We start from the raw sequence: 19,645 nt of genomic DNA, 5'->3' as shown, positions 1-19,645 counted from the left end.
ATGGCCGCGAAATGGATCGAAGCGCTCACCGGATCGCTCGAGCAGAAGAAGCAGTACAAGCAGGCGAAGGCCCGCATCGAGGCGCTGCCCGAGCCCTACCGCCAGGTGGCCGAGGCGCAGCACCGCTACACGATGTACTACGGGGGCATCACCGACGGCGACACCCTCGTGCAGATCTTCCTCGACCTCGCCGACCTGTGGGAGCGCGCCGCGATCGACCGCACCCCCATCGGCGACATCGTCGGAGACGACCCCGTCGAATTCGCCGAGACCTACGCCGAGGCGTACGGCGGCACCCAGTGGGTCGACAAGGAACGCGCCCGCCTGAACAAGGCGGTCGCAGATGCGAGGAAGAAGGAGGAATCATGACGGATGCAGCCATCTCGGTGCGCGGCATCGAGAAGTCGTACAAAGACCTCCCCGTCCTGCGCGGAGTCGACTTCGAGGTCGAGAAGGGGTCGATCTTCGCGCTCCTCGGCTCGAACGGCGCCGGCAAGACCACCATGGTGCGCATCCTCTCGACGTTGCTCCGAGCGGATGCCGGCACCGCCGCCGTGCAGGGATTCGACGTCGCCGCCGAGCCCCTGCGGGTGCGCGAATCGATCAGCCTGACCGGTCAGTTCGCCGCGGTCGACGAGATCCTGACCGGACGCGAGAACCTCGTGCTCGTCGCCAAGCTGCGCCACCTGCCCGAACCCGGAAAGGTCGCCGACGACCTGCTCGCGACGTTCCGTCTGACGGATGCCGGAGCACGCAAAGTTGGCACGTACTCCGGCGGAATGCGGCGCCGGCTCGATATCGCGATGAGCCTGGTCGGCGACCCCGAGGTGATCTACCTCGACGAGCCCACCACCGGACTCGACCCCGAGGCCCGCATCGAGGTGTGGACCGTCGTCAAGGAGCTCGCGAACACGGGAACGACCGTGCTGCTCACCACGCAGTACCTCGACGAGGCGGAGCAGCTGGCCGACCGCATCGGGATCCTGCACGAGGGCCGCATCATCGCGAACGGCACGCTCGCCGAGCTGAAGGCCCTGCTGCCTCCCGCGAAGGTCGAGTACGTCGAGAAGCAGCCCACCCTCGAGGAGATCTTCCTCACCCTGATCGGCCCGTCCCCTTCAACAGGCTCAGGCCCTTCGACAGGCTCAGGGGCCCAGGACGGCTGGGTCGCTGAGCCTGTCGAAGCGCCCCAGAACATGGAGAACCGCTCATGAGCACGCACTTCGCCGCGGACACCGCGACACTCACCGGCCGCTCGATGCGGCACATCTTCCGCAGCCCCGACACGATCATCACCACGGCGGTCACCCCGATCGCGCTGATGCTCCTGTTCGTGTACGTCTTCGGAGGGGCGCTGCGCACCAGCACCGGCTCCGAGAACTACGTGAACTACCTGCTGCCCGGCATCCTGCTGATCGCGATCGCATCCGGCATCGCCTACACGGCGTTCCGGCTGTTCACCGACATGCAGTCAGGCATCTTCGAGCGGTTCCACTCCATGCCGATCGCGCGGTCCAGCGTCCTCTGGGCGCACGTGCTGACGTCGCTCACCGCGAACGCCATCACCCTCGCGATCATCTTCGCGGTCGGGTTCCTGATGGGATTCCGCACCGGAGCGGGTGTGCTCGCGTGGCTCGGCGCCATCGGCATCCTGCTGCTGTTCACCCTGGCCCTGACGTGGCTGGCGATCATCGCCGGACTCAGCGCGAAGACGGTCGACGGAGCGAGCGCGTTCTCGTACCCGCTGATCTTCCTGCCGTTCATCAGCTCGGCGTTCGTGCCCACCGACACGATGCCGGGACCGGTGCGCTGGTTCGCCGAGAACCAGCCCGTCACGTCGATCGTGAACACGCTCCAGGCGCTGTTCGCCGAGCAGCCCGTCGGCGACGACATCTGGATCGCGCTCGCCTGGTGCGTCGGCATCCTGGTCGTGGCCTACGTGCTCGCGATCATCTCGTATCGGAAGAAGGTCAGCTGATCGACGTCGAGCGGAACGGAACGCTCCGTCCGGGGTTCGCACCCCGGGCGGGGCGTTTCGCTGCGCTCGGCGCCTGATCGCTTTCGAATCGGGTCAGCCTCCTCTACCGCGTGACGGTGTAGCCGCTGGACTCGGCGGCTGCGGTCGCCTGGGCGCCGAGATCCTCGAGCTGCGGGCCGAGGTCATCCAACCGGATGCTGACGAGGGGCTGCTTCCCGACGGCCTGCATCCGGATGCGGAGGGCTATGAACGCATGGGCCAACGGTTCGGGATGCTGTCGCGCGATCTCCTGCGCGGCTCGGGAGACCTCTGATCGTTTTCGAATCGCGCAGGCGGGGTCACCGGAGGGCGAGGGGCCCCAGGACCGGTCGGCGGCCGGTGCGCACCCAGCGCACACGCTCGGCCCGGCGCTCCGCGCGCGTCGCGAAGCGGTAGCGGTACGACACGACCCGCACCCGGCGCGGCGGCGCGCCGTCGAACGGATCGACACGCAGGAGCGCGAGCGTCGGCTCATCCGCCTCGAGCAGTCGCAGCAGGAAGACCGTGAACCAGTCGTCGAGCGAACGCCCCAGCGGCAGGAACCACATCAGCCAGTCGAGCCGCAGGTGGTATGGGGCGAACTGCCGCGGCATCCGTCTCACGTCGCCGGGCTTGCCCTTGAACTCGTACTCCGCCCAGTCGTCGCCGTCGTCGGACGCCGATCCCTCCACGACGAGCTCGATGCGCTCCTTCGTCACCGTGCCGAACGCGCCGTAGGCGTTGGCGAGCTGCCAGCGGTTGAAGCTCGCGTTCATCAGCTGCCGCCGGGCGAACAGGTTGCGCAGCGCCGGCCAGCTCAGCGCCGCGACCAGGATGCCGACGGCGGCGGTGATCACGAACCAGTACAGCGGGATGCCGGGCCAGGGCGCGCCGGCATCCGTTCTCTCCGCCGGCGGCGAGCCGACACCCGGGAGCGCGACCGCCGAGAACGCGATCACGATCGTCGCCCAGTTCAGCCAGGCGAAGTTGCCGGTCACCACGAGCCAGACCTGCGTGGCGATGACGATCGCGGCGGCGACGGTGCCGATGATCAGCGGCCCTTCGACGAGCTCAGGGGGCCAGTCGCGGGGGATCCAGATCGACAGCAGCGGAACGAACAGGAAGAACGGCACGACGAGCTGCGCGAAGTGATTGCCGACCACCTCGAGCCGGTGGAACCAGCGCGGCAGCAGGTGCGCCTGCCGGCTGAGCGGCCCGGGCATCGGCTGCGTCTCGTGGTGATACGTCATCGCGGTCAGGTCGCGCCACTCGCGCCCGCCGCGGATCTTGATCATGCCGGCGCCGAACTCCAACCGGAACACCAGCCACCAGAACAGCACGATGACGACCGTCGGCGGCGGCTGATCGTTCGACCCCAGGAACGCCGCCAGGAACCCGCACTCGAGCAGCAGCATCTCCCACCCGAACGAGTAGAACGTCTGCCCGATGCTGACGATCGACATGTAGCCGAGCCAGAGGAGGAGGAAGGCGATCATCGGCACCCACGGGGCTGCGAGCTGAGGGATGCCGGCCACCAGCAGCGCCGCGACCGCGATGCCGCACCAGCACAGGGCGACGAGGCGGCGGTCGGTGTAGCGGATACGGAGGAACAGGGACGGATGCAGCAGCCGACGCCGCTCCTTCTTCTGCATGATCCACGCGAGAAGGTCGGGGGCCGGGAGGAGTCCGTGCTCGCCGAGGAGCGGGCGGAACTGGTTCAGGGTCGACACGAAGGCGACGAGGTACAGCGCCGCGATGCCGCGCTGCAGCACCTCGCGGGCGAACCCGTAGTCGACCGCCGCGAACCCGTCCATGCGGTCAGGCTACGTCCGGCTTCTCCGGCGTCGAAGGGGGTTGCGCCCCGCACGCTGTGCAGGAGATCTCCCGCAACGAAGGACGGATTCTCGCAGCGGCTCCTTCGTTACGCGTGATCTCCTTCGGAAGCGTCGACAGCGATGGGCGGGATCCGCAGTGGATCCCCGCCCATCGCGCGTCAGGCAGTGAGGATCAGGTCAGTCGACGACCCAGTCGAAGTCCGAGCCGTGCTCCTCGAGCCACGCGTCGACGGCATCCGCTTCCTGACCCTCGCCGTACTCGTTCACGACCAGATCCTCGAGCGAGCCGTACTGCTCGTCATCCAGCACGATCTGCGAGATGAGGTCGGCCGCCTCGGGGAACTCGTCGGCGAAGCCCTTCGTGCCGAGGAAGTGCAGCCCTTCGGCCTCGCCCATGGCGCCCTTCGGGTCTTCGAGGTCTTTCACCGGGAACGCGTCGTTGGCCCAGAACGGTCGCCACAGCGTCACCACGATGTCTTCCTGCTTCTCGGTCGCCGACTTCAGCTCGGTGAGCATCGCCGCGGTCGACGAGGTCACGAGTTCGTACTCGCCGTCGAGACCGTACTCGGGCAGCATCTTCTGGGTCTGCGCGGTGAGTCCGGCACCCGGCTCGATGCCGTAGATCCGACCGAGGTCGGCATCCGCCAGGTCGTCGATCGTCTCGAGCTCGGAGTACTCGGGCACGGCGATCGTGAGCCGCGCGTTGTCGTAGTACGTGCCGAGATCGTCGATCGACTCGCCGTACGTCTCCATGTACTCGGCGTGCGTGACCTCGGGCCACGCCGACGGGAACACGTCGACGTCGCCCTGGGCGATACCGGTGTACAGCGGCCCTGCCTCGGTGAGCGTCTTCATCTCGACGTCGTACCCGATCTTCTGCAGCTGATCCTGCAGCAGATACGCCGTGCTCAGACCGTCGGTCCACGAGGGCAGGAAGCCGAGGGTGATGGTGCCCTTGGCTCCACCGCCGCCGCCACCGCCACCGCTGCCTCCGCCGAGCTCGATCGTGCCGCCGGCGCCGTCCGACGCGCAGCCCGAGAGGGCGAGGACGCCCGCGGCACCGATGGCCGCGAGGGTGGTGATCGTGCGCTTACGCATTCTGGAGCTCCTTCTCGTCGACGGGCGCCTCGGTGCTCGAGACGGGGGCGGATGCCGCGGCGACGGCATCCGTCTCACGCCGGCCACGACCGGTGCGCAGCAGGGCGAGCAGCGATGCCGGATGCTGACCGAGGGTTCCGAGAGCCGCGGTGACGCGGTCGAGGAAGACCGCGATGAGGACGACGCCGAGTCCGGCCTCGACGCCCTTCGCGATGTTCACGGTCGAGATCGCCTCGACGACCATCTTGCCGAGCCCGTCGGCTCCGGCCATGCCGGCGATGACCGCCATCGACAGGGCGAGCATGATCACCTGATTGATGCCGGCGAGGATCGTGGGCATGGCGAGGGGCAGCTGGATGCCGCGCAGGATCTGCGCGGGTGTCGCACCGAAGGCCTGACCTGCCTCGACCGTCTCGGCGTCGACGCCACGGATGCCGAGCTCGGTCAGACGCACACCCGGAGGAAGCGCGAAGATGACCGTGGCCACGAGACCCGGGACGACGCCGATGCTGAAGAACACGATCGCCGGAATCAGGTACACGAAGGCGGGCATCGTCTGCATGAAGTCGAGCACGGGCTTGAGCACGGCGCGCACCGTGGCGTTGCGAGCCGACCAGATGCCGAGCGGCACCGCGATGACCACCGCCACGAGGGCGGCGACCAGCACGAGCGCGAGCGTCTGCATCGCGGGAACCCAGAGACCCATCGCGACGATGAGCGCGAACGAGATGACGGTGCCGACGGCGAGCTGCCACGAGCGCACGAGCCAGGCGACGAGCGCGGCGAGCGCGATCACCACGAAGAAGTACGGCAGGAGCAGCAGCGACGTGAGGCCGTCGACGAGGAACGTCACGACGAACGACACGACATCGAGCAGTCCGTCGAGGTTCGTCCTGATCCAGTCGACGCCGCCCTCGACCCAGCTGCCGAGCGGGATGCGGAAGCCGTCCATCAGCGGGCTCCCTTCGTCAGCGTCGTTTCGTCTCGGTGCAGCGCTCCGCGCTCGACGACCGGGGAAGCCTGAGACCCTGAGTACGGGTCCTGGGTCCCTGAGCCTGTCGAAGGGGCGGTCCAGCCGTCGTCGAGCACGGCGTCGATCTCGGCCTGCGGCATGGGCAGCAGCGGCAGGGTGAGCTCGCCGGTCGCACCCGGGCCGGGGCCGAGCGCGGCGAGCAGGGTGATGCGGGGGATGACGCCGGTGAGCCGTCCCTCGCCGTCGACCACGGCGAGCGGCACCGGCGACTCGACCGACGGCACGAACAGGTTCATGAGCACCTCGTCTTCGCGCACGCTCTGCGGCACGGGCTTGATGATGTCGCGCAGTGTGGGAGTTCCACGGCGCACCAGCTTCACGGCATCCCGATCGGTGACGATGCCGACGAGCTTGCGATCGCGGCCCACGACATAGGTGGCCGACATGTAGCTGTCGCGCATCTGGCGCAGGGCCGTGCGGGGTCCTGCGGTCTCGGCGACCACGGGGCGCGGGCGCTCCATCACGTTCGCTGCGGTCAGCACGCGGGCGCGGTCGACGTCTTGCACGAACTGCTCGACGTAGTCGTTCGCGGGGTCCATGAGGATGTCTTCGGGCGTGCCGATCTGCACGATGCGGCCGTCGCGCATCACGGCGATCCGGTCGCCGAGGAACATGGCCTCGTTCAGGTCGTGGGTGATGAACACGATGGTCTTCTGGAGCTTCTGCTGCAGTTCGAGCAGCTGCTCCTGCATCTCGCGGCGGATGAGCGGGTCGAGCGCGCTGAAGGCCTCGTCCATGAGCAGGATGTCGCTGTCGGCCGCGAGCGCGCGGGCGATGCCGACGCGCTGCTGCATGCCGCCGGAGAGTTCCGACGGCATCTTGTCGCCGAGGCCGTCGAGTCCGACGAGCGTCAGGATCTCGTCGGCCTTCGCCAGGCGCTCGGCCTTGGCTGTGCCCTTCAGCTCCAACGGGTAGGCGACGTTGGCGGCGACGGTGCGGTGCGGCAGCAGGGCGAAGTGCTGGAACACCATCGAGATGCGGTCGCGGCGAATCTCGCGCAGACGAGAGCCGGGGATGCCGGTGATCGGGTCGCCGGCCACGGTGACGGTGCCGTCGGTCGCGGGATGCAGGCCGTTCAGCATCCGGATGATGGTGGACTTGCCCGAGCCGGACAGTCCCATGATGACGAAGATCTCCCCGCGGTTGACGGTGAAGCTGGCGTCGATGACGGCGGCGGTGCCCGCGTCGGCGACGGCGTCGCGGGTCTCACCGGCCTTCAGCCGACGGATGGCGTGGTTCGGGTTCTTCCCGAACACCTTGTACAGATGGCGCGCTTCGAGTGCGGTTTCGGACACGTTTCCCCTGCGGCTCGGCCTTCGGGTGGCTGAGCCTGCTTCGGTCACGCCCGGGTGACGCTCCCGGCCGTTCGAGTGGTGCTGTGGCGGCGCGGACGGCGGATGTCGGATCCGCCGCGACAGAGCATCGACCGTACGTCCGCGCCTCTTCGCAGCACAGCTCATCGAAAGAAGGACGCGGTCGCGGACTGGTCTTGGGGCCGTCAGGCCCACAGATCAACGTAACGAAATGGCTGTTCAGGGGCAAATCCGGGTCAGAGCGACGCCCGGGCGTTTCGCGCGCTGACCGGGGAATTGGTCATATGTTCAACGACGGATGCCGCGGACGCATCTGCCTCTTGGTGTGGCCGGTCGTCCCGTCGGTCGGAAGCACATCTGCAGGTTGAAACCCGCCGAATCGACCTGCAGGTGTGATCCCGACCTGCAAGTGGCCCGCCCACGTCCATCCCACGGACTCGAGCCCGGACGTTCGTCAGCGGCGGATGCTGCGCGTCACGGTGAACTTCGGCGTACGCTGCAGCTGCTCGGTCGGACCGACCAGCCTCGCCAGCTCGGCGCGGTACCCGAGCGAGGAGTTGAAGACCGTGAACAGCTCGCCGCCGGGGCGGAGGACGCGGGCGGCGGCCTCGAACAGCCGCGTCGCGGCGCCTGTGTGGACGCTCGTGCCGAGGTGGAACGGCGGGTTGAGTAGCACGACGTCGGCGCTTTCGTCGGAAAGCTCGGATGCCGCGTCGTCATGCATGACCTCGATCCGATCGGCCGCGCCGTTCGCCGAGGCCGTCGCGCGCGCCGACGCGACCGCCGCCGCAGAACGGTCGGTCGCGATCACCCGCGCCGACGGGTGGGCGAGAGCGTAGGAGACGGCGAGGGCACCGGTGCCACATCCGAGGTCGACGACGGTCGGAGACGCTTCGACAGGCTCAGCGACCCAGCCACCGGGAGACTTCCAGCCACCAGTGGGTCCCTGGCCACCAGTGAGTCCCTGGCCACCGGTGGGTCCCTGGCCACGAATGGGTCCCTGGCCACCGGTGAGTCCCTGAGCTTGTCGAAGGGCCCCCGACGCTTCGACAGGCTCAGCGATCCATCCGCCAAGGGCCCCCGACGCTTCGACAGGCTCAGCGATCCATCCGCCAAGGGCCCCCGACGCGAGTCCGAGCACGTCGAGCAGCACCCGCGTGCCGATGTCGAGCTTCGCCCCGGCGAAGGCCCCGCCGTGCGCCACCAGCTGGAGCCCTCCGTGCGGCGCCGCGACCGGGAACGGCGGATCGGCGGGCACGGGCAACGGCTCGGACGCGACGATCAGGCGCGACTTGCGCTCCGCCCGCTGCGGCTGCACGACCGCGAAGCGGCGCCCGAGCACCTCGTTCTGCGCGAGGGTCATGTGCTTCACCCGGCCACCCGCGACGAGCACGGCATCCGGCGCCGCCCAGCGCGCCACGGCATCGGTGATCTCCTCCAGCTCCGCGAGCGACTTCGGCAGCTGCAGGAGAACGAGTCGCGCGCCCGCGAGGAGCCCGGCGTCGAGCTCGTGCGTCGCGAACCCCGACAACCCGAGGTCGGCGGCGTTGAGCTCCAGGGCGCGTCGTCCGGTGACCACGTCCTGGTGCACGCGAACCCCTGGGCGGCCGGCGGCCGTGAGCGCCAGGGTGATCGCTCCGTATCCGTCGCCGATCACGGCGATCTCCTCGCCGGCCGCTCCCCGCGACAGCGCCCGCTCGACCAGCAGCAGATCGGTCGCGTCGTGGGCCTGAAGGTTCTCGGCCTCGACGTCTGGCCTCCGACGAAGCCGCGCGTACGGGAAATCCACCTCTCCACCCTACGAGCGCCAACCCCTTGACCCCGGCTGAACGGCTGTTTAGCATACTGTACATGCGTTCAGCATCCGATGATCTCACCGCTCGTGCCCGCATCCGCGACACCGCCATCCGCGCCTTCGCCCGCGACGGCTTCGACGCGACCAGCCTGCGGTCGATCGCCCGGGAGGCCGAGGTGAGCCCCGCGCTGATCGTGCATCACTTCGGCGACAAGAACACCCTGCGCGCGGAATGCGACGCCCACGTCGTGAGCATCTTCATCGACGACGAGCACGTCGTGATCGAGGCCCCCACGCAAGACCGCATCCGCGCGGCCATGCACGACATCGAGCGCTACGGGCCGTACATCGACTACCTCGGTCGCATGCTCCTCGACGGCTCTGCGGCCGCCGACCGGCTCTTCGACGCCCTCCTCGCAGGCACCCGCGCGATCCTCGACGACCAGCGCAACACGGGGATGCTCGAGCCGATGAGCGACCCCGACATGACGACCCTGCTGGTCACGCTGATCGGACTCGGGCCGGTGATCATGCGTGCGCAGATGGCCCGCGTGCTCGGCTCCGATCAGCTCAGCCCCGCCGGACTCCGGCGCATGACCGTGCCGACCCTGGAACTCCTCACGCACGGCATCTATTCGACGACCTCCCTGCTCGACGGAGCCCGTGCGGCTCTCGCCGACGAGGAGGAACAGCTCCCCGCCGACGGGGCGGAGAAGGGATCGGCATCATGAGCGATGCGATCGAGATCCGCCGACTGCACAAGCGCTATGGCCACCGGATCGCCCTGCACGAGCTCGACCTGACCGTGCGTCCGGGCACCGTGTTCGGACTCATCGGCCCCAACGGCGCCGGCAAGACGACGACGCTGCGCACGCTCGTCGACGTCATCCGCCCGTCGTCGGGCACCGTGCGGGTTCTCGGCGCCGACCCGCGGAGCGGCGGGGCGGCACTGCGGCGCCGCCTCGGCTACGTGCCCGGCGAGCTGCGCCTCGACGGGCGGTCGAGCGGACACCGGATGCTGTCGTTCTATGCGCAGGTCTCGGGCGCGCGCGACACCGCCGGCACCCTGCGCACCGCCCGCGGACTCGCCGAGCGCCTCGGCGTCGACCTGTCGCGCCCGGTGCGCACGCTCTCGAAGGGCAACAAGCAGAAGGTCGGGCTCATCCAGGCGTTCATGCACCGCCCGGAGCTGCTGATCCTCGACGAGCCGACGAGCGGCCTCGACCCCCTCGTGCAGCGCGAGTTCCTCGCGATGGTGCGCGAAGCGCGCGACGCCGGGCAGACCGTCCTGCTCAGCTCGCACGTGCTGAGCGAGATCCAGCAGACCGCCGACGAGGTCGCGGTGCTCGCGAACGGACGGGTCGTCGCCGACGGCGACGTGGCGTCGTTGCGGCTCGGATCGGTGCGTCGCGTGCGGGCCGCGCTGGCGACGGATGCCGCGGCGGCACGGAGCGTGCTCGACGGCATCCCCGGTCTGAGCGGTCTGGAGCAGCACGACGCCGACGGAGTCCTCCACGTCTCGGGCACGGTCGAGGGTGGGATCGACCCGTTCGTGAAGGCGCTGGCCCGGTTCGAGGTGCGCGATCTGTCGGTCGAGGAGCCCGATCTGGAGGAGTCGGTGTTGCGCCTCTACGGCGCGAGCGCGGGTTCCTCAAAGCAGTCCCAGCCGGCCGGGTCCACGCCGACGCGACGAACGCGGCGCGAGCGACGGGAGGGCGCGCGATGAGCGGCATCCTTCCCGTTCTCCGTCGCAGTCTGCGCGAGTCGTGGCGCGGAGTGCTCGGCTGGACGCTCGGTCTCGCGGCCGTGCTGCTGCTGTACCTCCCGCTGTATCCGAGCCTGGGCGGCAGCGAACAGCTGCAGGATCTGCTCGCCGCGCTGCCGAAGGAGCTCGTCGACACGCTCGGATACGACCAGATCTCCAGCGGCGCGGGCTACACGCAGAGCACCTTCTACGGACTCATGGGCTTCCTGCTCCTGACGATCGCCGCGGTCGTGTGGGGGTCGGCGGCGCTGGCCGGCGCCGAGGAGAGCGGTCGCGCGGAGCTCGACCTCGCGCACGGAATCGGTCGCGTGCAGTACGCCCTCGAGTCGGCGGCGAGCGTGCTGGTGCGGCTGCTGTGGCTGGCCGTGTTCTCGGGCGCGGTGATCCAGGCGCTGAACGGACCGGCCGACCTCGACCTCGAACCCGCGCGCATCGTCGGCGCGAGCGCCGCGCTGGCCGGGCTGGCCTTCCTCACGGCCTCCGCTGCGCTGCTCGCGGGGGCGGCGACGGGGCGGCGCGTCTGGGCGACCGGAGTCGGCGCGGGCATCGCCGTGCTCGGGTACATCCTGCAGGCGCTCGCGAAGCAGTCGAGCGACCTCGAGTGGCTGAACGCGCTGTCGCCGTACGCCTGGGTCTACCGGCAGTCGCCGCTGGCCGAGGGGCCGGATGCCGCGGGCCTGGCTCTCACCTGGGGACTGGCGCTCGTGTGCGTCGCGGCATCCGCCGTCGCCCTGCGGGCTCGCGACCTGCGCGGCTGATACGCGGACCCCGGTCGTCGAGCGAGGAGCGCGGCGACGAGACGAAACGCCGCGCCCCGATGGTTGACACGCACACGGTTCCATGGTTACCTACTCATGTAACTAACCCAAGAACCACCGTGGAGGACTCGTGATCGAAGAAGGCAAGCCGCTCTTCCTCCAGATCGCCGAGCAGATCGAGGACTCGATCGTCGACGGCTCCCTGGGGGAGGAGGCGCAGGCGCCCTCGACCAACGAGCTCGCCGCCTTCTACCGCATCAACCCCGCCACCGCAGCCAAGGGAGTCGCCATGCTCACCGACAAGGGCGTGCTGTACAAGCGCCGCGGCATCGGGATGTTCGTCGCCGCCGGCGCCAAGGCGCAGCTGCTCGGCGAACGCCGCGCCGCCTTCGCTGACCGCTACATCGACCCGCTCCTCGCCGAGGCCCGCACGCTCGGGCTGAGCGCCGACGACCTCGCCGACCTGCTCCGCCGGCGCGCCGCGCAGAGCCCCTCATCCATCGAGCCCACCGCAGAAGGGAAGACCCCCGCATGACCACCGTCATCGAGGTGCAGAACCTCACGAAGCGCTACAAGGACAAGCGTGCACTCGACAACGTGTCGCTGAGCCTGGAGGAAGGCGCGATCTACGGCCTGCTCGGGCGCAACGGCGCCGGCAAGACGACCCTCATGTCGATCCTCACGGCGCAGAACTTCGCCAGCTCCGGCGAGGTCAGGGTCTTCGGCGAGCAGCCCTACGAGAACGCCCGCGTGCTCGACCGGGTCTGCTTCGTGCGCGAGAGCCAGAAGTACCCCGACGACGCCTACCCGCGTCACGCGTTCAAGGCCGCCAGCCTGTTCTTCCGCAACTGGGACCAGGGGCTCGCCGACCAGCTGATCGAGCAGTTCCAGCTGCCGATGAAGCAGACCATCAAGAAGCTGTCCCGCGGTCAGCTCTCCGCGGTCGGCGTCATCATCGGCCTCGCGTCGCGCGCCGACCTGACGTTCTTCGACGAGCCCTACCTCGGGCTCGATGCCGTGGCCAGACAGATCTTCTACGACCGCCTGCTCGAAGACTACGCCGAGCACCCGCGGACGATCATCCTGTCGTCGCACCTCATCGACGAGGTCGCCAATCTCATCGAGAAGGTCATCGTGATCGACAACGGGCGGATCCTCCTCGACGACGATACGGATGCCGTGCGCGACCGTGCCGTGACCGTCGTCGGCGACGCGGAGAAGGTCGACGCCTGGGCGTCGGGGCGCGAGGTCCTGCACCGCGAATCCCTCGGACGGGTGGCCTCGATCACCGTGCTCGGCGGCGTCTCGGCCGACGAGCGCGCCGAGATCACGGCATCCGGTCTCGATCTGGCGCCGGTCTCGCTGCAGCAGTTGATCGTCCGCCTGACGCAGAAGGCGGAATCCGCCACGAAAGTCATCGCCGTGAAGGAAGGAGTCCGCTGATGCGTCGCACACTCAACGTCATCCGCCTGCAGCTGATCAACCGTCAGACGTTCATCTGGGTGCCCCTGATCATCCTCGCATCCGCGGTGGTGATCTCGGTGATCATCTACGCCATGATCCCCGTCGACACCCCGAAGTACGGCGGCGGCGGTCAGGCACCCCTGTGGTACTTCTTCGGGATCGGGATCGGGGCGATGACCTACACCTTCCCGTTCTCGCAGGCGATGAGCGTCACGCGCCGGGACTTCTTCCTCGGCACCCTGGCCACGGCCGTCCTCGGCAGCGCTCTGCTGGGTCTGGTGTTCCTGCTCGGCGCGGCCATCGAGATCGCGACGAAGGGGTATGGCGTCAACGGTTACGTGTTCCACCTGCCCTGGGTGTGGGAGGGCGGGCCGGCGGGCGCGTTCGTCGTGTTCTTCACCCTCGCGCTGCTGCTGTTCGTGCTCGGCTTCACCGGAGCGACGATCTACAAGAGCTGGGGCCCGGTGGTGCTGACGATCGTGGCCGTCGCGCTCGCCCTCGTGCTCCTCGGGCTCATCTTCTTCGTCACCCGGCTCGAGCTGTGGCTGCACGTCGGTCGCACGATCGGCGACCTGGGAGCCCTCGGACTCGCCCTCTGGGGACTCGTGGCGGTGGCCGTGCTGTCGGTCGTCTCCTTCCTCGCCTTCCGGCGGACGGTCCCCTGATCGAACCGAGATCCGGCGACGCCGGTCGTCCTCTCCGGGGCGGCCGGCGTCGCTCTGCGCGGTAGCGCTCCCAGGGGATCGGCAGGAGGCGGCGATCCGAGCCGCGTAATGTCGCTCGGCGTGAAGACCTCCCTCCGCGCACGCCAGGCCGACCTCGCCCGCGCGCTCCGCGAGGCCGTGCTGCCCGCCCGTCTGCTGTTCGTCGCGAAGACCACCCTCGCGGTGGGGCTCGCCTGGACCATCGCCCCGCACATGCCGGGCGTCGCCGACGAGTATCCCTACTACGCCCCGCTCGGCGCGCTCGTGAGCATGTATCCGACGCTGATGGGATCGGTGCGGTCGAGCCTGCAGACCCTCCTGGGCCTCGCCACCGGCATCGGGCTCGCGTCGCTCGTGGCGCTCACCCTCGGGCCGACCTGGTGGACGATCCCGCTCGTGATCGGCGTCGGCGTGCTGCTCTCGGGAACCGGATGGTTCGGCGCCGGCCGCGAGTACGTGCCCATCGCGGCGCTGTTCGTGCTCGTCATCGGCGGTCAGGACGCCGAGGACTTCTCGTTCGGATACCTCGCGCAGATGGCGGTCGGCGTGATCGTCGGCCTGCTGGTGAACGTGCTGATCGCCCCGGCGCCGCTGACGCAGGTCGCCGCGGCCCGGGTCGGCGCCTTCCGTGCGCAGCTGAGCCGGCACCTGCACGACATCGGAGACGCCGTGACCGACTCGTGGCCGCCCGAGCGGACGCACTGGGCCGACGACGCCGCCTCGCTCGCCGACACCACCGCGACGCTGCGCGAGACACTCGCCGAGGCCGACGAGAGCCGTCGCGGCAACCCCCGCGCGCGCGGCGCGCGCGGCGAGACGCAGCAGATGCACGAGCAGCTCGCGGCCCTCGATCGCATCGCCCACCTCATCCGCGACATCTCGGATGCCACGGCCGACACGATCTGGGAGCGCCCGGCCGCTCTACCGCTCGACCCCGCCCTGCCCGAGCCGCTGTCGGCCGCCTGCCACGCGGTGGCCGACGTCATCGCTCAGCACGACCCGTCTTCGCGCGAGAGCCACCGGCTGCGGGGGGAGGCCACCCGGGCCGTGCGCCTGCTCCTGGAGCGCGTCGACGATCGCACGGTCGACTCACGCAGCTCGATGGGTCCGGGCGTGCTCACGGTCATGCACCTGCGCCGCATCCTCCTCATCCTCAGCGGACCCGCGGGGGCGGCGTCGGACGACACGGAGTAGACGCGGCCCTCGTCGCCGCACGCCGGGCCACCGGTCACCGCAGATACGCATCGACCATCAGCGCCCCGCGGATCTCACGGAGCCGGTCGACGATTCGCGCCATGCCGCGCGCGCCGAGCGACGTCATCGACACGTCGAAGGGCCCGAGCGGCTCGAGGGCGCCGGTGCGGATCCGCACCACCTCCCACCCGGCACCGCGCAGAGCGCGGTCTTTGCGCAGGTCGGCATCCTGCCTCTTGCCGACGTGCTCGAGTCCGTAGCGACCGACGGTGTCGTATTCGATCGCGACGCGCAGTTCGGGGAGGAGGATGTCGGGCCACACCTCGGTGTGGCGGAAGAACGGTCGCGCCACCTTGACGGCGTTGAGACCGCCGGAGAACGTCAGGCGCGCGGCGAGCTCGGCACGCAGACGTGCTTCGGCGGCCGACGCGGGTTTCGGCGCGCACACGCTGGCGAAAGCGGTGCCCTTCGGGAGGTCGGGCGTCTTCGTGCACACGTCGGGCGCCCGCCTCTTCGGCCGCGCAGGGATCGCCCGCGCCTCGCCGAGGATCACCGGCTGCGGTCGCGCCAGGGCCGAGCACTCGGGGCACCACGCCGACCGGCGTCGCACGCGTCCTGGCCTCTCGCGCTGCTCGGTGGGGGTGGCGGCGAACCGGTGCCCCACGGCGCACTCCCAACAGAGGAGCACGTCGGCGGCGAGCGGCACCTGTGACAGCACGACCCCGTGATTCAGTTCGGGATGATACTGACGGATGATCTCGGGATAGGAACCCCACGCCTCGCGGAACGTGCCGACCTCGTAGGGCACGGCGAGCCCCCGCGAGAACTGTCTCCTCGCCCACCACTGCTGCACCGGCTCCGACACACGGCGACTGTAACCGGGGGCGCCGACATCTCAGTCCGCGATCATGCCGACGAGGTCGGGTCGTCCGCCCAGACGGGCGACGACGGAGGCGGCCGCACGAGCGGCGAGGTCCGCCGTCCGCTCCAGAGACCACCCCAGACCTGTCGCGCGGACCAGGCCGGCGAAGAACGCGTCGCCCCCGCCGGTGCGGTCGACCACCGTCTCGTCCTGGCCGTACGGGCGGAAGGTCGTTCCCGCGGTCGAGGCGACCAGATCGCCCTCGCCCTTCACCTGCACGGCCACCACGGACGGGCCGCGCTCGCGCAGCAGGCGGCACGCCTCCCGCCCCGCGGCGAGGTCCGACAGGGCGAAGCCGACCAGCATCTCGGCCTCGGCCGCGTCCGCGCGCACGATGTGAGCGCACGACACGAGCTCCTCCGCGAAGGCGGCATCCGGCGCCCCGTCGAGCGCGACGAGCGATCCCGACCGCCGAGCCAGCCGTGCGGCGACGAGCAGCGCATCGCCGGGCTGCTGCGCCTGCAGGCACACGGCATCCGCCTCTCGCACCGATCGGGCCGCGCGCTCCACGTCGTCAGGCGTCAGCAGAGCCGACGCGGGCGTGTGCTCGAACAGCATCCGATCGGCATCCGGATCGACGACGTCGAGGAGCACCGAGGTGGCACCCCGGCGGACGACGCCGGCGACGTCGACGCCATCGCGCTCGAGTGCGGCGATCATCGCGGCCCCGATCGCATCGTCGCCGACGACTCCGACGGCCGCCACCCCGGCACCCAACTGCCGCAGACCGACCGCCTGATTCGCGCCCTTGCCGCCGAGCAGCCATCGCGCCTCGCCCACGTCGGCCGAGGCGCCGACCGCCGGGAGCTCGTCGACGGCGAGCGCCAGGTCCTGCGCGATCTGACCGAAGACGACGAGACGATCGATGCGGGTCGGGGTCACCCCTCCACGCTAACGGTCCGAGCGGGCCGGAGATCGACACCGTCCATGTATCAGGAGGCTCTTGCCGTGCTCCTGGTGTGTGTGATCACAATGGGCTCCATGGTCGACGGTGCACCTGGCGCCGCCTTCGATCCTGCTCCGGACGACGGTCCCGCACGCTGGCAGCGGGCCGCCGACCTCTTCGGGGCATGGCGCGAGGGCGACGGTCGTGCGATGGATGAGCTGGTGCGTCTCATGACGCCGGTGCTCTGGCACGTCGTGCGCGCCTACGGTCTCGACCGCACGCTGGCCGAAGACGTCGTGCAGACCACGTGGCTGCAGCTCGTGCGGGGCGACGGGTCGATCGCCGACCCGCGCGCGGTCTCGGCCTGGCTCACGACCACCGCTCGGCGCGAGGCGTGGAAGGTCGGCAAGGCGCACGGCCGCGTCGACACGGCCGAGGCCGACGACCTCGACGCCCTGCTCCCCGAGCAGGCATCGGCCGAAGACCACGCCGCGACCGACGACGAGAACCGGCGCCTGTGGGCAGCGGTGCAGCGACTCGCCGAGCGCTGTCAGCGCCTGCTGCGCGTGATCGCCTTCGAAGATCGTCCCGACTACGCCCGCCTCGCCGCCGACCTGGCCATGCCGATCGGCAGCATCGGCCCCACCCGCAGCCGCTGCCTGGCGAAGCTCCGGGCTCTGCTCGACGCACCGTCGGCACCGCGACGGGAGGGGATCGCATGACCGACCACGACGACGCCGCGATGTTCGCCCGACTCCGCACCCTGTGGCGCGAGGTCGACCCGGTGCCGGCCGGGCTGATCGACCGCATGGTCGCCGCCGTCGCGGCCGACGGCCTGAACCGCGAGTACGCCCTGCTCACCCTCGTCGAGGGAGAGCTCGGAGCGGTGCGCGGCGAGGCCGATGCGCTCACGCTGCAGTTCAGCGACGGCACCACCAGCATCCTGCTGCACGTCACCACGACCGCGTCGGGGCGTCGGCGGGTCGACGGCTGGGTCGACACGGCCGTGGCCGAGATCGTGCTGACGCAGGGAGACCGGTCGGCGTCGACGTCGCCCGCCGAGACCGGACGCTTCGTCTTCGACGAGGTGCCGCCCGGGCTCACCCGCGTGCGCCTGACGGCCGGCGAGGGGGACGCCAGTCGCACGCTGTCGACACCGCAGTTCGAACTGTGAGCACGGGCACCGCCCGCAGCCGAGTCGCGGGGCGACCCGCAGGGAGAGGATGACCCATGGAACAACCCGAGGGATGGACCTGGCAGGACCGCGCCGAGGGATCGATCCGCCGCGGCACGGCGCTCGACCCGAGTCTGGAGCCGGTCGACGGCATCCGCGCCTTCCCCACCGCGTATCTGCCGCAGCGTCTGCTCATCACGCAGAATCGCGATGAGCAGGAGGAGGCGTACGACCGCGAGCTGCGCACCCTGCGCGATGCGGCCGACTCGTTCGGGTGGCGGCTCGAGGTCGAGTCCGACGATCAGCGGTCGGCGGAGCTCGCGCCGGGCGTGCCGGGTTTCCTGCGGGCGTTCCTGACGACACCCGACGAACCGGGTCGCGGCGAATCCCCGATCGCGCCCGATGCGTGGCGGGTGCTGCAACGGGCGCGCCGCATGTCGCGGTCGACCATGCCGCGCACGAGCCTCGAGCACGTGCTGTCGATCGACCCGGTCGGGCTGAACCCGTTCACCCGTACGAACCCCTTCACCCGCACGAACCCGTTCACCCGCACGAACCCGATCCGCGGGGCGGGGTACGGCGGCAGCGACGACTACCTCGAGCCGGGCCGCGGCGCCCGACAGCCGGTGAGCTGGGTGGGCCCGGCCCCGCAGCGCGGGCCCTTCCCCGAGAAGGGCCGGCGCCCGGTCGTCGCGGTGCTCGACACCGGCTGCGGCGAGCACGCCTGGCTGCCGGCCGACATCGTCACGCGGCACGTCGAGCTCGACGGGCACCCCGTCGGGCTCACCGACGACGCCGACCCCGAGCGTTATCCCGACCTGTACGGCCAGCTCGACGGCGAGATCGACGCCGTCGCCGGCCACGGCACGTTCATCGCCGGAATCGTGCGGCAGTGCGCGCCGGATGCCGACATCCTCTCCATCCGCGTCGCCGGGGCGCTCGGCGTCATCGACGAGAGCACGTTGCTGCACACCGTCGCCCAGGTCGTCGAGCTGCTGCGCCGCCACCGCGACGATCCGTCGACGGGCTTCCCCATCGACGTGCTGAACCTCTCGCTGGGGTACTACCACGAGACGCCGACCGACGGACTCTTCAGCCGCACCCTCTACGCACTCCTCGCGACGGCACGCGCACTGGGCTGCGTCGTGGTGTGCTCGGCAGGGAACGACGCGATCGATCGACCGTCGTTCCCCGCGTCGCTGTGGCCGTGGCCGGGTGCCGACAACGGCATTCCGTCGGACGACGGCGCACCGCTCGTCTCGGTCGGGGCGCTGAACCCCTCGGCGCGGTCGGTCGCCCTGTTCTCGAACGTCGGACCGTGGGTGCGGGCCTACGCACCCGGCGCCGCGGTGGTCAGCTGCTCGCCGGCGTTCCTCGGCGGCGAGCAGGCCGCGAGTCGAGCCGACGTCGACGGGCTGCACCGCGAGACCCTCGACCCCGACGACTACCGCGGCGGCTTCGCGGTGTGGAGCGGCACGTCGTTCGCGGCTCCCTACGTCGCCGGCCGGATCGCGGCGCAGCTGGGCACCGTGCCCGTCGAGGGCGTGTCGCCGGATGCCGCGGCGAAGGCCGTCTCCGCCGTGCTCGACGCCCTGCCCACCCCTGGCGACCGGGGCTGAGGCCGCGGCATCCCGGGTCGGGTGTCCGGCGGCCGTTGCATCCGTCGGTCGAAAACACACCTGCAGGTCGAAACCCGCCGAATCGACCT

At 70.2% G+C, this 19,645-nt stretch carries 21 protein-coding genes; 13 read left to right on the top strand and 8 right to left on the bottom strand.

The window, feature by feature from the left end; translation table 11 throughout:
• From AB3M90_RS11865 to AB3M90_RS11855, 3 genes are read left to right on the top strand one after another with little or no spacing between them, the layout of a single operon-like run.
• Entirely contained in the window at positions 1-369 is a 369-nt protein-coding gene (locus AB3M90_RS11865) for a DUF1048 domain-containing protein (RefSeq protein WP_412952189.1), read from the top strand.
• Positions 366-1,214 carry an ABC transporter ATP-binding protein gene (locus AB3M90_RS11860; RefSeq protein WP_412952188.1) on the top strand — a complete coding sequence of 283 codons (849 nt, stop codon included), beginning with the start codon at positions 366-368 and terminating at the stop codon, positions 1,212-1,214. The genes AB3M90_RS11865 and AB3M90_RS11860 overlap by 4 nt, the downstream gene beginning before the upstream one ends.
• A complete protein-coding gene (locus AB3M90_RS11855) occupies positions 1,211-1,978 on the top strand; it encodes an ABC transporter permease (RefSeq protein ID WP_412952187.1) in 768 nt (255 codons plus the stop codon). The genes AB3M90_RS11860 and AB3M90_RS11855 overlap by 4 nt, the downstream gene beginning before the upstream one ends.
• A gap of 103 nt (positions 1,979-2,081) precedes the next feature.
• Here AB3M90_RS11855 and AB3M90_RS11850 read toward each other — a convergent pair whose 3' ends face one another.
• From AB3M90_RS11850 to AB3M90_RS11825, 6 genes are all read right to left on the bottom strand, one after another.
• On the bottom strand, positions 2,082-2,240 hold the full coding sequence (locus AB3M90_RS11850; RefSeq protein WP_412952185.1) for a hypothetical protein: 159 nt from the start codon (positions 2,238-2,240) through the stop codon (positions 2,082-2,084).
• 76 nt (positions 2,241-2,316) lie between these two features.
• Positions 2,317-3,810: a lipase maturation factor family protein gene (locus AB3M90_RS11845; RefSeq protein ID WP_412952183.1), complete on the bottom strand. Its 1,494-nt coding sequence runs from the start codon at positions 3,808-3,810 to the stop codon at positions 2,317-2,319.
• Positions 3,811-4,008: 198 nt separating this feature from the next.
• Complete coding sequence (locus tag AB3M90_RS11840; protein WP_412952181.1) at positions 4,009-4,929, bottom strand: glycine betaine ABC transporter substrate-binding protein; 921 nt, start codon at positions 4,927-4,929, stop codon at positions 4,009-4,011.
• Positions 4,922-5,881: an ABC transporter permease gene (locus AB3M90_RS11835; RefSeq protein WP_412952178.1), complete on the bottom strand. Its 960-nt coding sequence runs from the start codon at positions 5,879-5,881 to the stop codon at positions 4,922-4,924. The genes AB3M90_RS11840 and AB3M90_RS11835 overlap by 8 nt, the downstream gene beginning before the upstream one ends.
• Positions 5,881-7,257 (bottom strand): quaternary amine ABC transporter ATP-binding protein, encoded by a 1,377-nt coding sequence (locus AB3M90_RS11830; protein ID WP_412952176.1) that lies wholly within the window; start codon positions 7,255-7,257, stop codon positions 5,881-5,883. The genes AB3M90_RS11835 and AB3M90_RS11830 overlap by 1 nt, the downstream gene beginning before the upstream one ends.
• 472 nt (positions 7,258-7,729) lie before the next feature.
• Positions 7,730-9,064 carry a class I SAM-dependent methyltransferase gene (locus AB3M90_RS11825; protein ID WP_412952174.1) on the bottom strand — a complete coding sequence of 445 codons (1,335 nt, stop codon included), beginning with the start codon at positions 9,062-9,064 and terminating at the stop codon, positions 7,730-7,732.
• A 62-nt stretch (positions 9,065-9,126) separates the two neighbouring features.
• On the opposite strand from AB3M90_RS11825, the gene AB3M90_RS11820 reads away from it, so the two are divergent.
• The 7 genes from AB3M90_RS11820 to AB3M90_RS11790 all read left to right on the top strand — a co-directional run bounded on the left by AB3M90_RS11820 (position 9,127) and on the right by AB3M90_RS11790 (position 14,955).
• Entirely contained in the window at positions 9,127-9,801 is a 675-nt protein-coding gene (locus AB3M90_RS11820) for a TetR/AcrR family transcriptional regulator (protein WP_412952172.1), read from the top strand.
• Positions 9,798-10,796: an ABC transporter ATP-binding protein gene (locus tag AB3M90_RS11815; protein ID WP_412952170.1), complete on the top strand. Its 999-nt coding sequence runs from the start codon at positions 9,798-9,800 to the stop codon at positions 10,794-10,796. The genes AB3M90_RS11820 and AB3M90_RS11815 overlap by 4 nt, the downstream gene beginning before the upstream one ends.
• The gene (locus AB3M90_RS11810; protein WP_412952168.1) at positions 10,793-11,593 is read left to right on the top strand and encodes an ABC transporter permease subunit; all 801 of its coding nucleotides are present in this window, start codon (positions 10,793-10,795) and stop codon (positions 11,591-11,593) included. The genes AB3M90_RS11815 and AB3M90_RS11810 overlap by 4 nt, the downstream gene beginning before the upstream one ends.
• Positions 11,594-11,723: 130 nt before the next feature.
• A complete protein-coding gene (locus tag AB3M90_RS11805) occupies positions 11,724-12,128 on the top strand; it encodes a GntR family transcriptional regulator (protein ID WP_412952166.1) in 405 nt (134 codons plus the stop codon).
• Positions 12,125-13,036 carry an ABC transporter ATP-binding protein gene (locus AB3M90_RS11800; protein WP_412952164.1) on the top strand — a complete coding sequence of 304 codons (912 nt, stop codon included), beginning with the start codon at positions 12,125-12,127 and terminating at the stop codon, positions 13,034-13,036. Before AB3M90_RS11805 ends, AB3M90_RS11800 begins: the two co-directional genes overlap by 4 nt.
• Positions 13,036-13,722, top strand: coding sequence for a hypothetical protein (locus AB3M90_RS11795; RefSeq protein ID WP_412952162.1), 687 nt, complete (start codon positions 13,036-13,038; stop codon positions 13,720-13,722). Before AB3M90_RS11800 ends, AB3M90_RS11795 begins: the two co-directional genes overlap by 1 nt.
• A gap of 120 nt (positions 13,723-13,842) precedes the next feature.
• A complete protein-coding gene (locus AB3M90_RS11790) occupies positions 13,843-14,955 on the top strand; it encodes an FUSC family protein (protein ID WP_412952160.1) in 1,113 nt (370 codons plus the stop codon).
• 34 nt (positions 14,956-14,989) lie between these two features.
• On the opposite strand, the gene AB3M90_RS11785 is transcribed toward AB3M90_RS11790, so the two are convergent.
• Both AB3M90_RS11785 and AB3M90_RS11780 read right to left on the bottom strand, forming a co-directional pair.
• The gene (locus AB3M90_RS11785) at positions 14,990-15,820 is read right to left on the bottom strand and encodes a zinc-ribbon domain-containing protein (RefSeq protein ID WP_412952158.1); all 831 of its coding nucleotides are present in this window, start codon (positions 15,818-15,820) and stop codon (positions 14,990-14,992) included.
• A 30-nt stretch (positions 15,821-15,850) separates the two neighbouring features.
• Entirely contained in the window at positions 15,851-16,759 is a 909-nt protein-coding gene (locus AB3M90_RS11780) for a PfkB family carbohydrate kinase (RefSeq protein ID WP_412952156.1), read from the bottom strand.
• A gap of 99 nt (positions 16,760-16,858) precedes the next feature.
• On the opposite strand from AB3M90_RS11780, the gene AB3M90_RS11775 reads away from it, so the two are divergent.
• The 3 genes from AB3M90_RS11775 to AB3M90_RS11765 are packed head-to-tail and all read left to right on the top strand — an operon-like array spanning position 16,859 to position 19,556.
• Complete coding sequence (locus tag AB3M90_RS11775) at positions 16,859-17,485, top strand: RNA polymerase sigma factor (RefSeq protein WP_412952154.1); 627 nt, start codon at positions 16,859-16,861, stop codon at positions 17,483-17,485.
• Positions 17,482-17,937 (top strand): hypothetical protein, encoded by a 456-nt coding sequence (locus AB3M90_RS11770; RefSeq protein ID WP_412952152.1) that lies wholly within the window; start codon positions 17,482-17,484, stop codon positions 17,935-17,937. Before AB3M90_RS11775 ends, AB3M90_RS11770 begins: the two co-directional genes overlap by 4 nt.
• 56 nt (positions 17,938-17,993) lie before the next feature.
• The gene (locus AB3M90_RS11765) at positions 17,994-19,556 is read left to right on the top strand and encodes a S8/S53 family peptidase (RefSeq protein ID WP_412952150.1); all 1,563 of its coding nucleotides are present in this window, start codon (positions 17,994-17,996) and stop codon (positions 19,554-19,556) included.
• Positions 19,557-19,645: the final 89 nt, after the last annotated feature.

This window comes from Microbacterium martis (assembly GCF_047246685.1).
In the GTDB taxonomy this organism is placed as follows: Bacteria; Actinomycetota; Actinomycetes; order Actinomycetales; family Microbacteriaceae; genus Microbacterium.
The sequence above is the reverse complement of the archived record's forward strand: the minus strand, read 5'-3'. Positions and strand labels throughout refer to the sequence as shown.

What these genes read in the sequence shown, in the direction of transcription:
- AB3M90_RS11865 (WP_412952189.1), top strand. Translation starts at nt 1, where the DNA reads ATGGCCGCGAAATGGATCGAAGCGCTCACCGGATCGCTCGAGCAGAAG.
- AB3M90_RS11860 (WP_412952188.1), top strand. Translation starts at nt 366, where the DNA reads ATGACGGATGCAGCCATCTCGGTGCGCGGCATCGAGAAGTCGTACAAA.
- AB3M90_RS11855 (WP_412952187.1), top strand. Translation starts at nt 1,211, where the DNA reads ATGAGCACGCACTTCGCCGCGGACACCGCGACACTCACCGGCCGCTCG.
- AB3M90_RS11845 (WP_412952183.1), bottom strand. Translation starts at nt 3,810, where the DNA reads ATGGACGGGTTCGCGGCGGTCGACTACGGGTTCGCCCGCGAGGTGCTG.
- AB3M90_RS11840 (WP_412952181.1), bottom strand. Translation starts at nt 4,929, where the DNA reads ATGCGTAAGCGCACGATCACCACCCTCGCGGCCATCGGTGCCGCGGGC.
- AB3M90_RS11835 (WP_412952178.1), bottom strand. Translation starts at nt 5,881, where the DNA reads ATGGACGGCTTCCGCATCCCGCTCGGCAGCTGGGTCGAGGGCGGCGTC.
- AB3M90_RS11820 (WP_412952172.1), top strand. Translation starts at nt 9,127, where the DNA reads ATGCGTTCAGCATCCGATGATCTCACCGCTCGTGCCCGCATCCGCGAC.
- AB3M90_RS11815 (WP_412952170.1), top strand. Translation starts at nt 9,798, where the DNA reads ATGAGCGATGCGATCGAGATCCGCCGACTGCACAAGCGCTATGGCCAC.
- AB3M90_RS11810 (WP_412952168.1), top strand. Translation starts at nt 10,793, where the DNA reads ATGAGCGGCATCCTTCCCGTTCTCCGTCGCAGTCTGCGCGAGTCGTGG.
- AB3M90_RS11800 (WP_412952164.1), top strand. Translation starts at nt 12,125, where the DNA reads ATGACCACCGTCATCGAGGTGCAGAACCTCACGAAGCGCTACAAGGAC.
- AB3M90_RS11795 (WP_412952162.1), top strand. Translation starts at nt 13,036, where the DNA reads ATGCGTCGCACACTCAACGTCATCCGCCTGCAGCTGATCAACCGTCAG.
- AB3M90_RS11775 (WP_412952154.1), top strand. Translation starts at nt 16,859, where the DNA reads ATGGTCGACGGTGCACCTGGCGCCGCCTTCGATCCTGCTCCGGACGAC.
- AB3M90_RS11770 (WP_412952152.1), top strand. Translation starts at nt 17,482, where the DNA reads ATGACCGACCACGACGACGCCGCGATGTTCGCCCGACTCCGCACCCTG.
- AB3M90_RS11765 (WP_412952150.1), top strand. Translation starts at nt 17,994, where the DNA reads ATGGAACAACCCGAGGGATGGACCTGGCAGGACCGCGCCGAGGGATCG.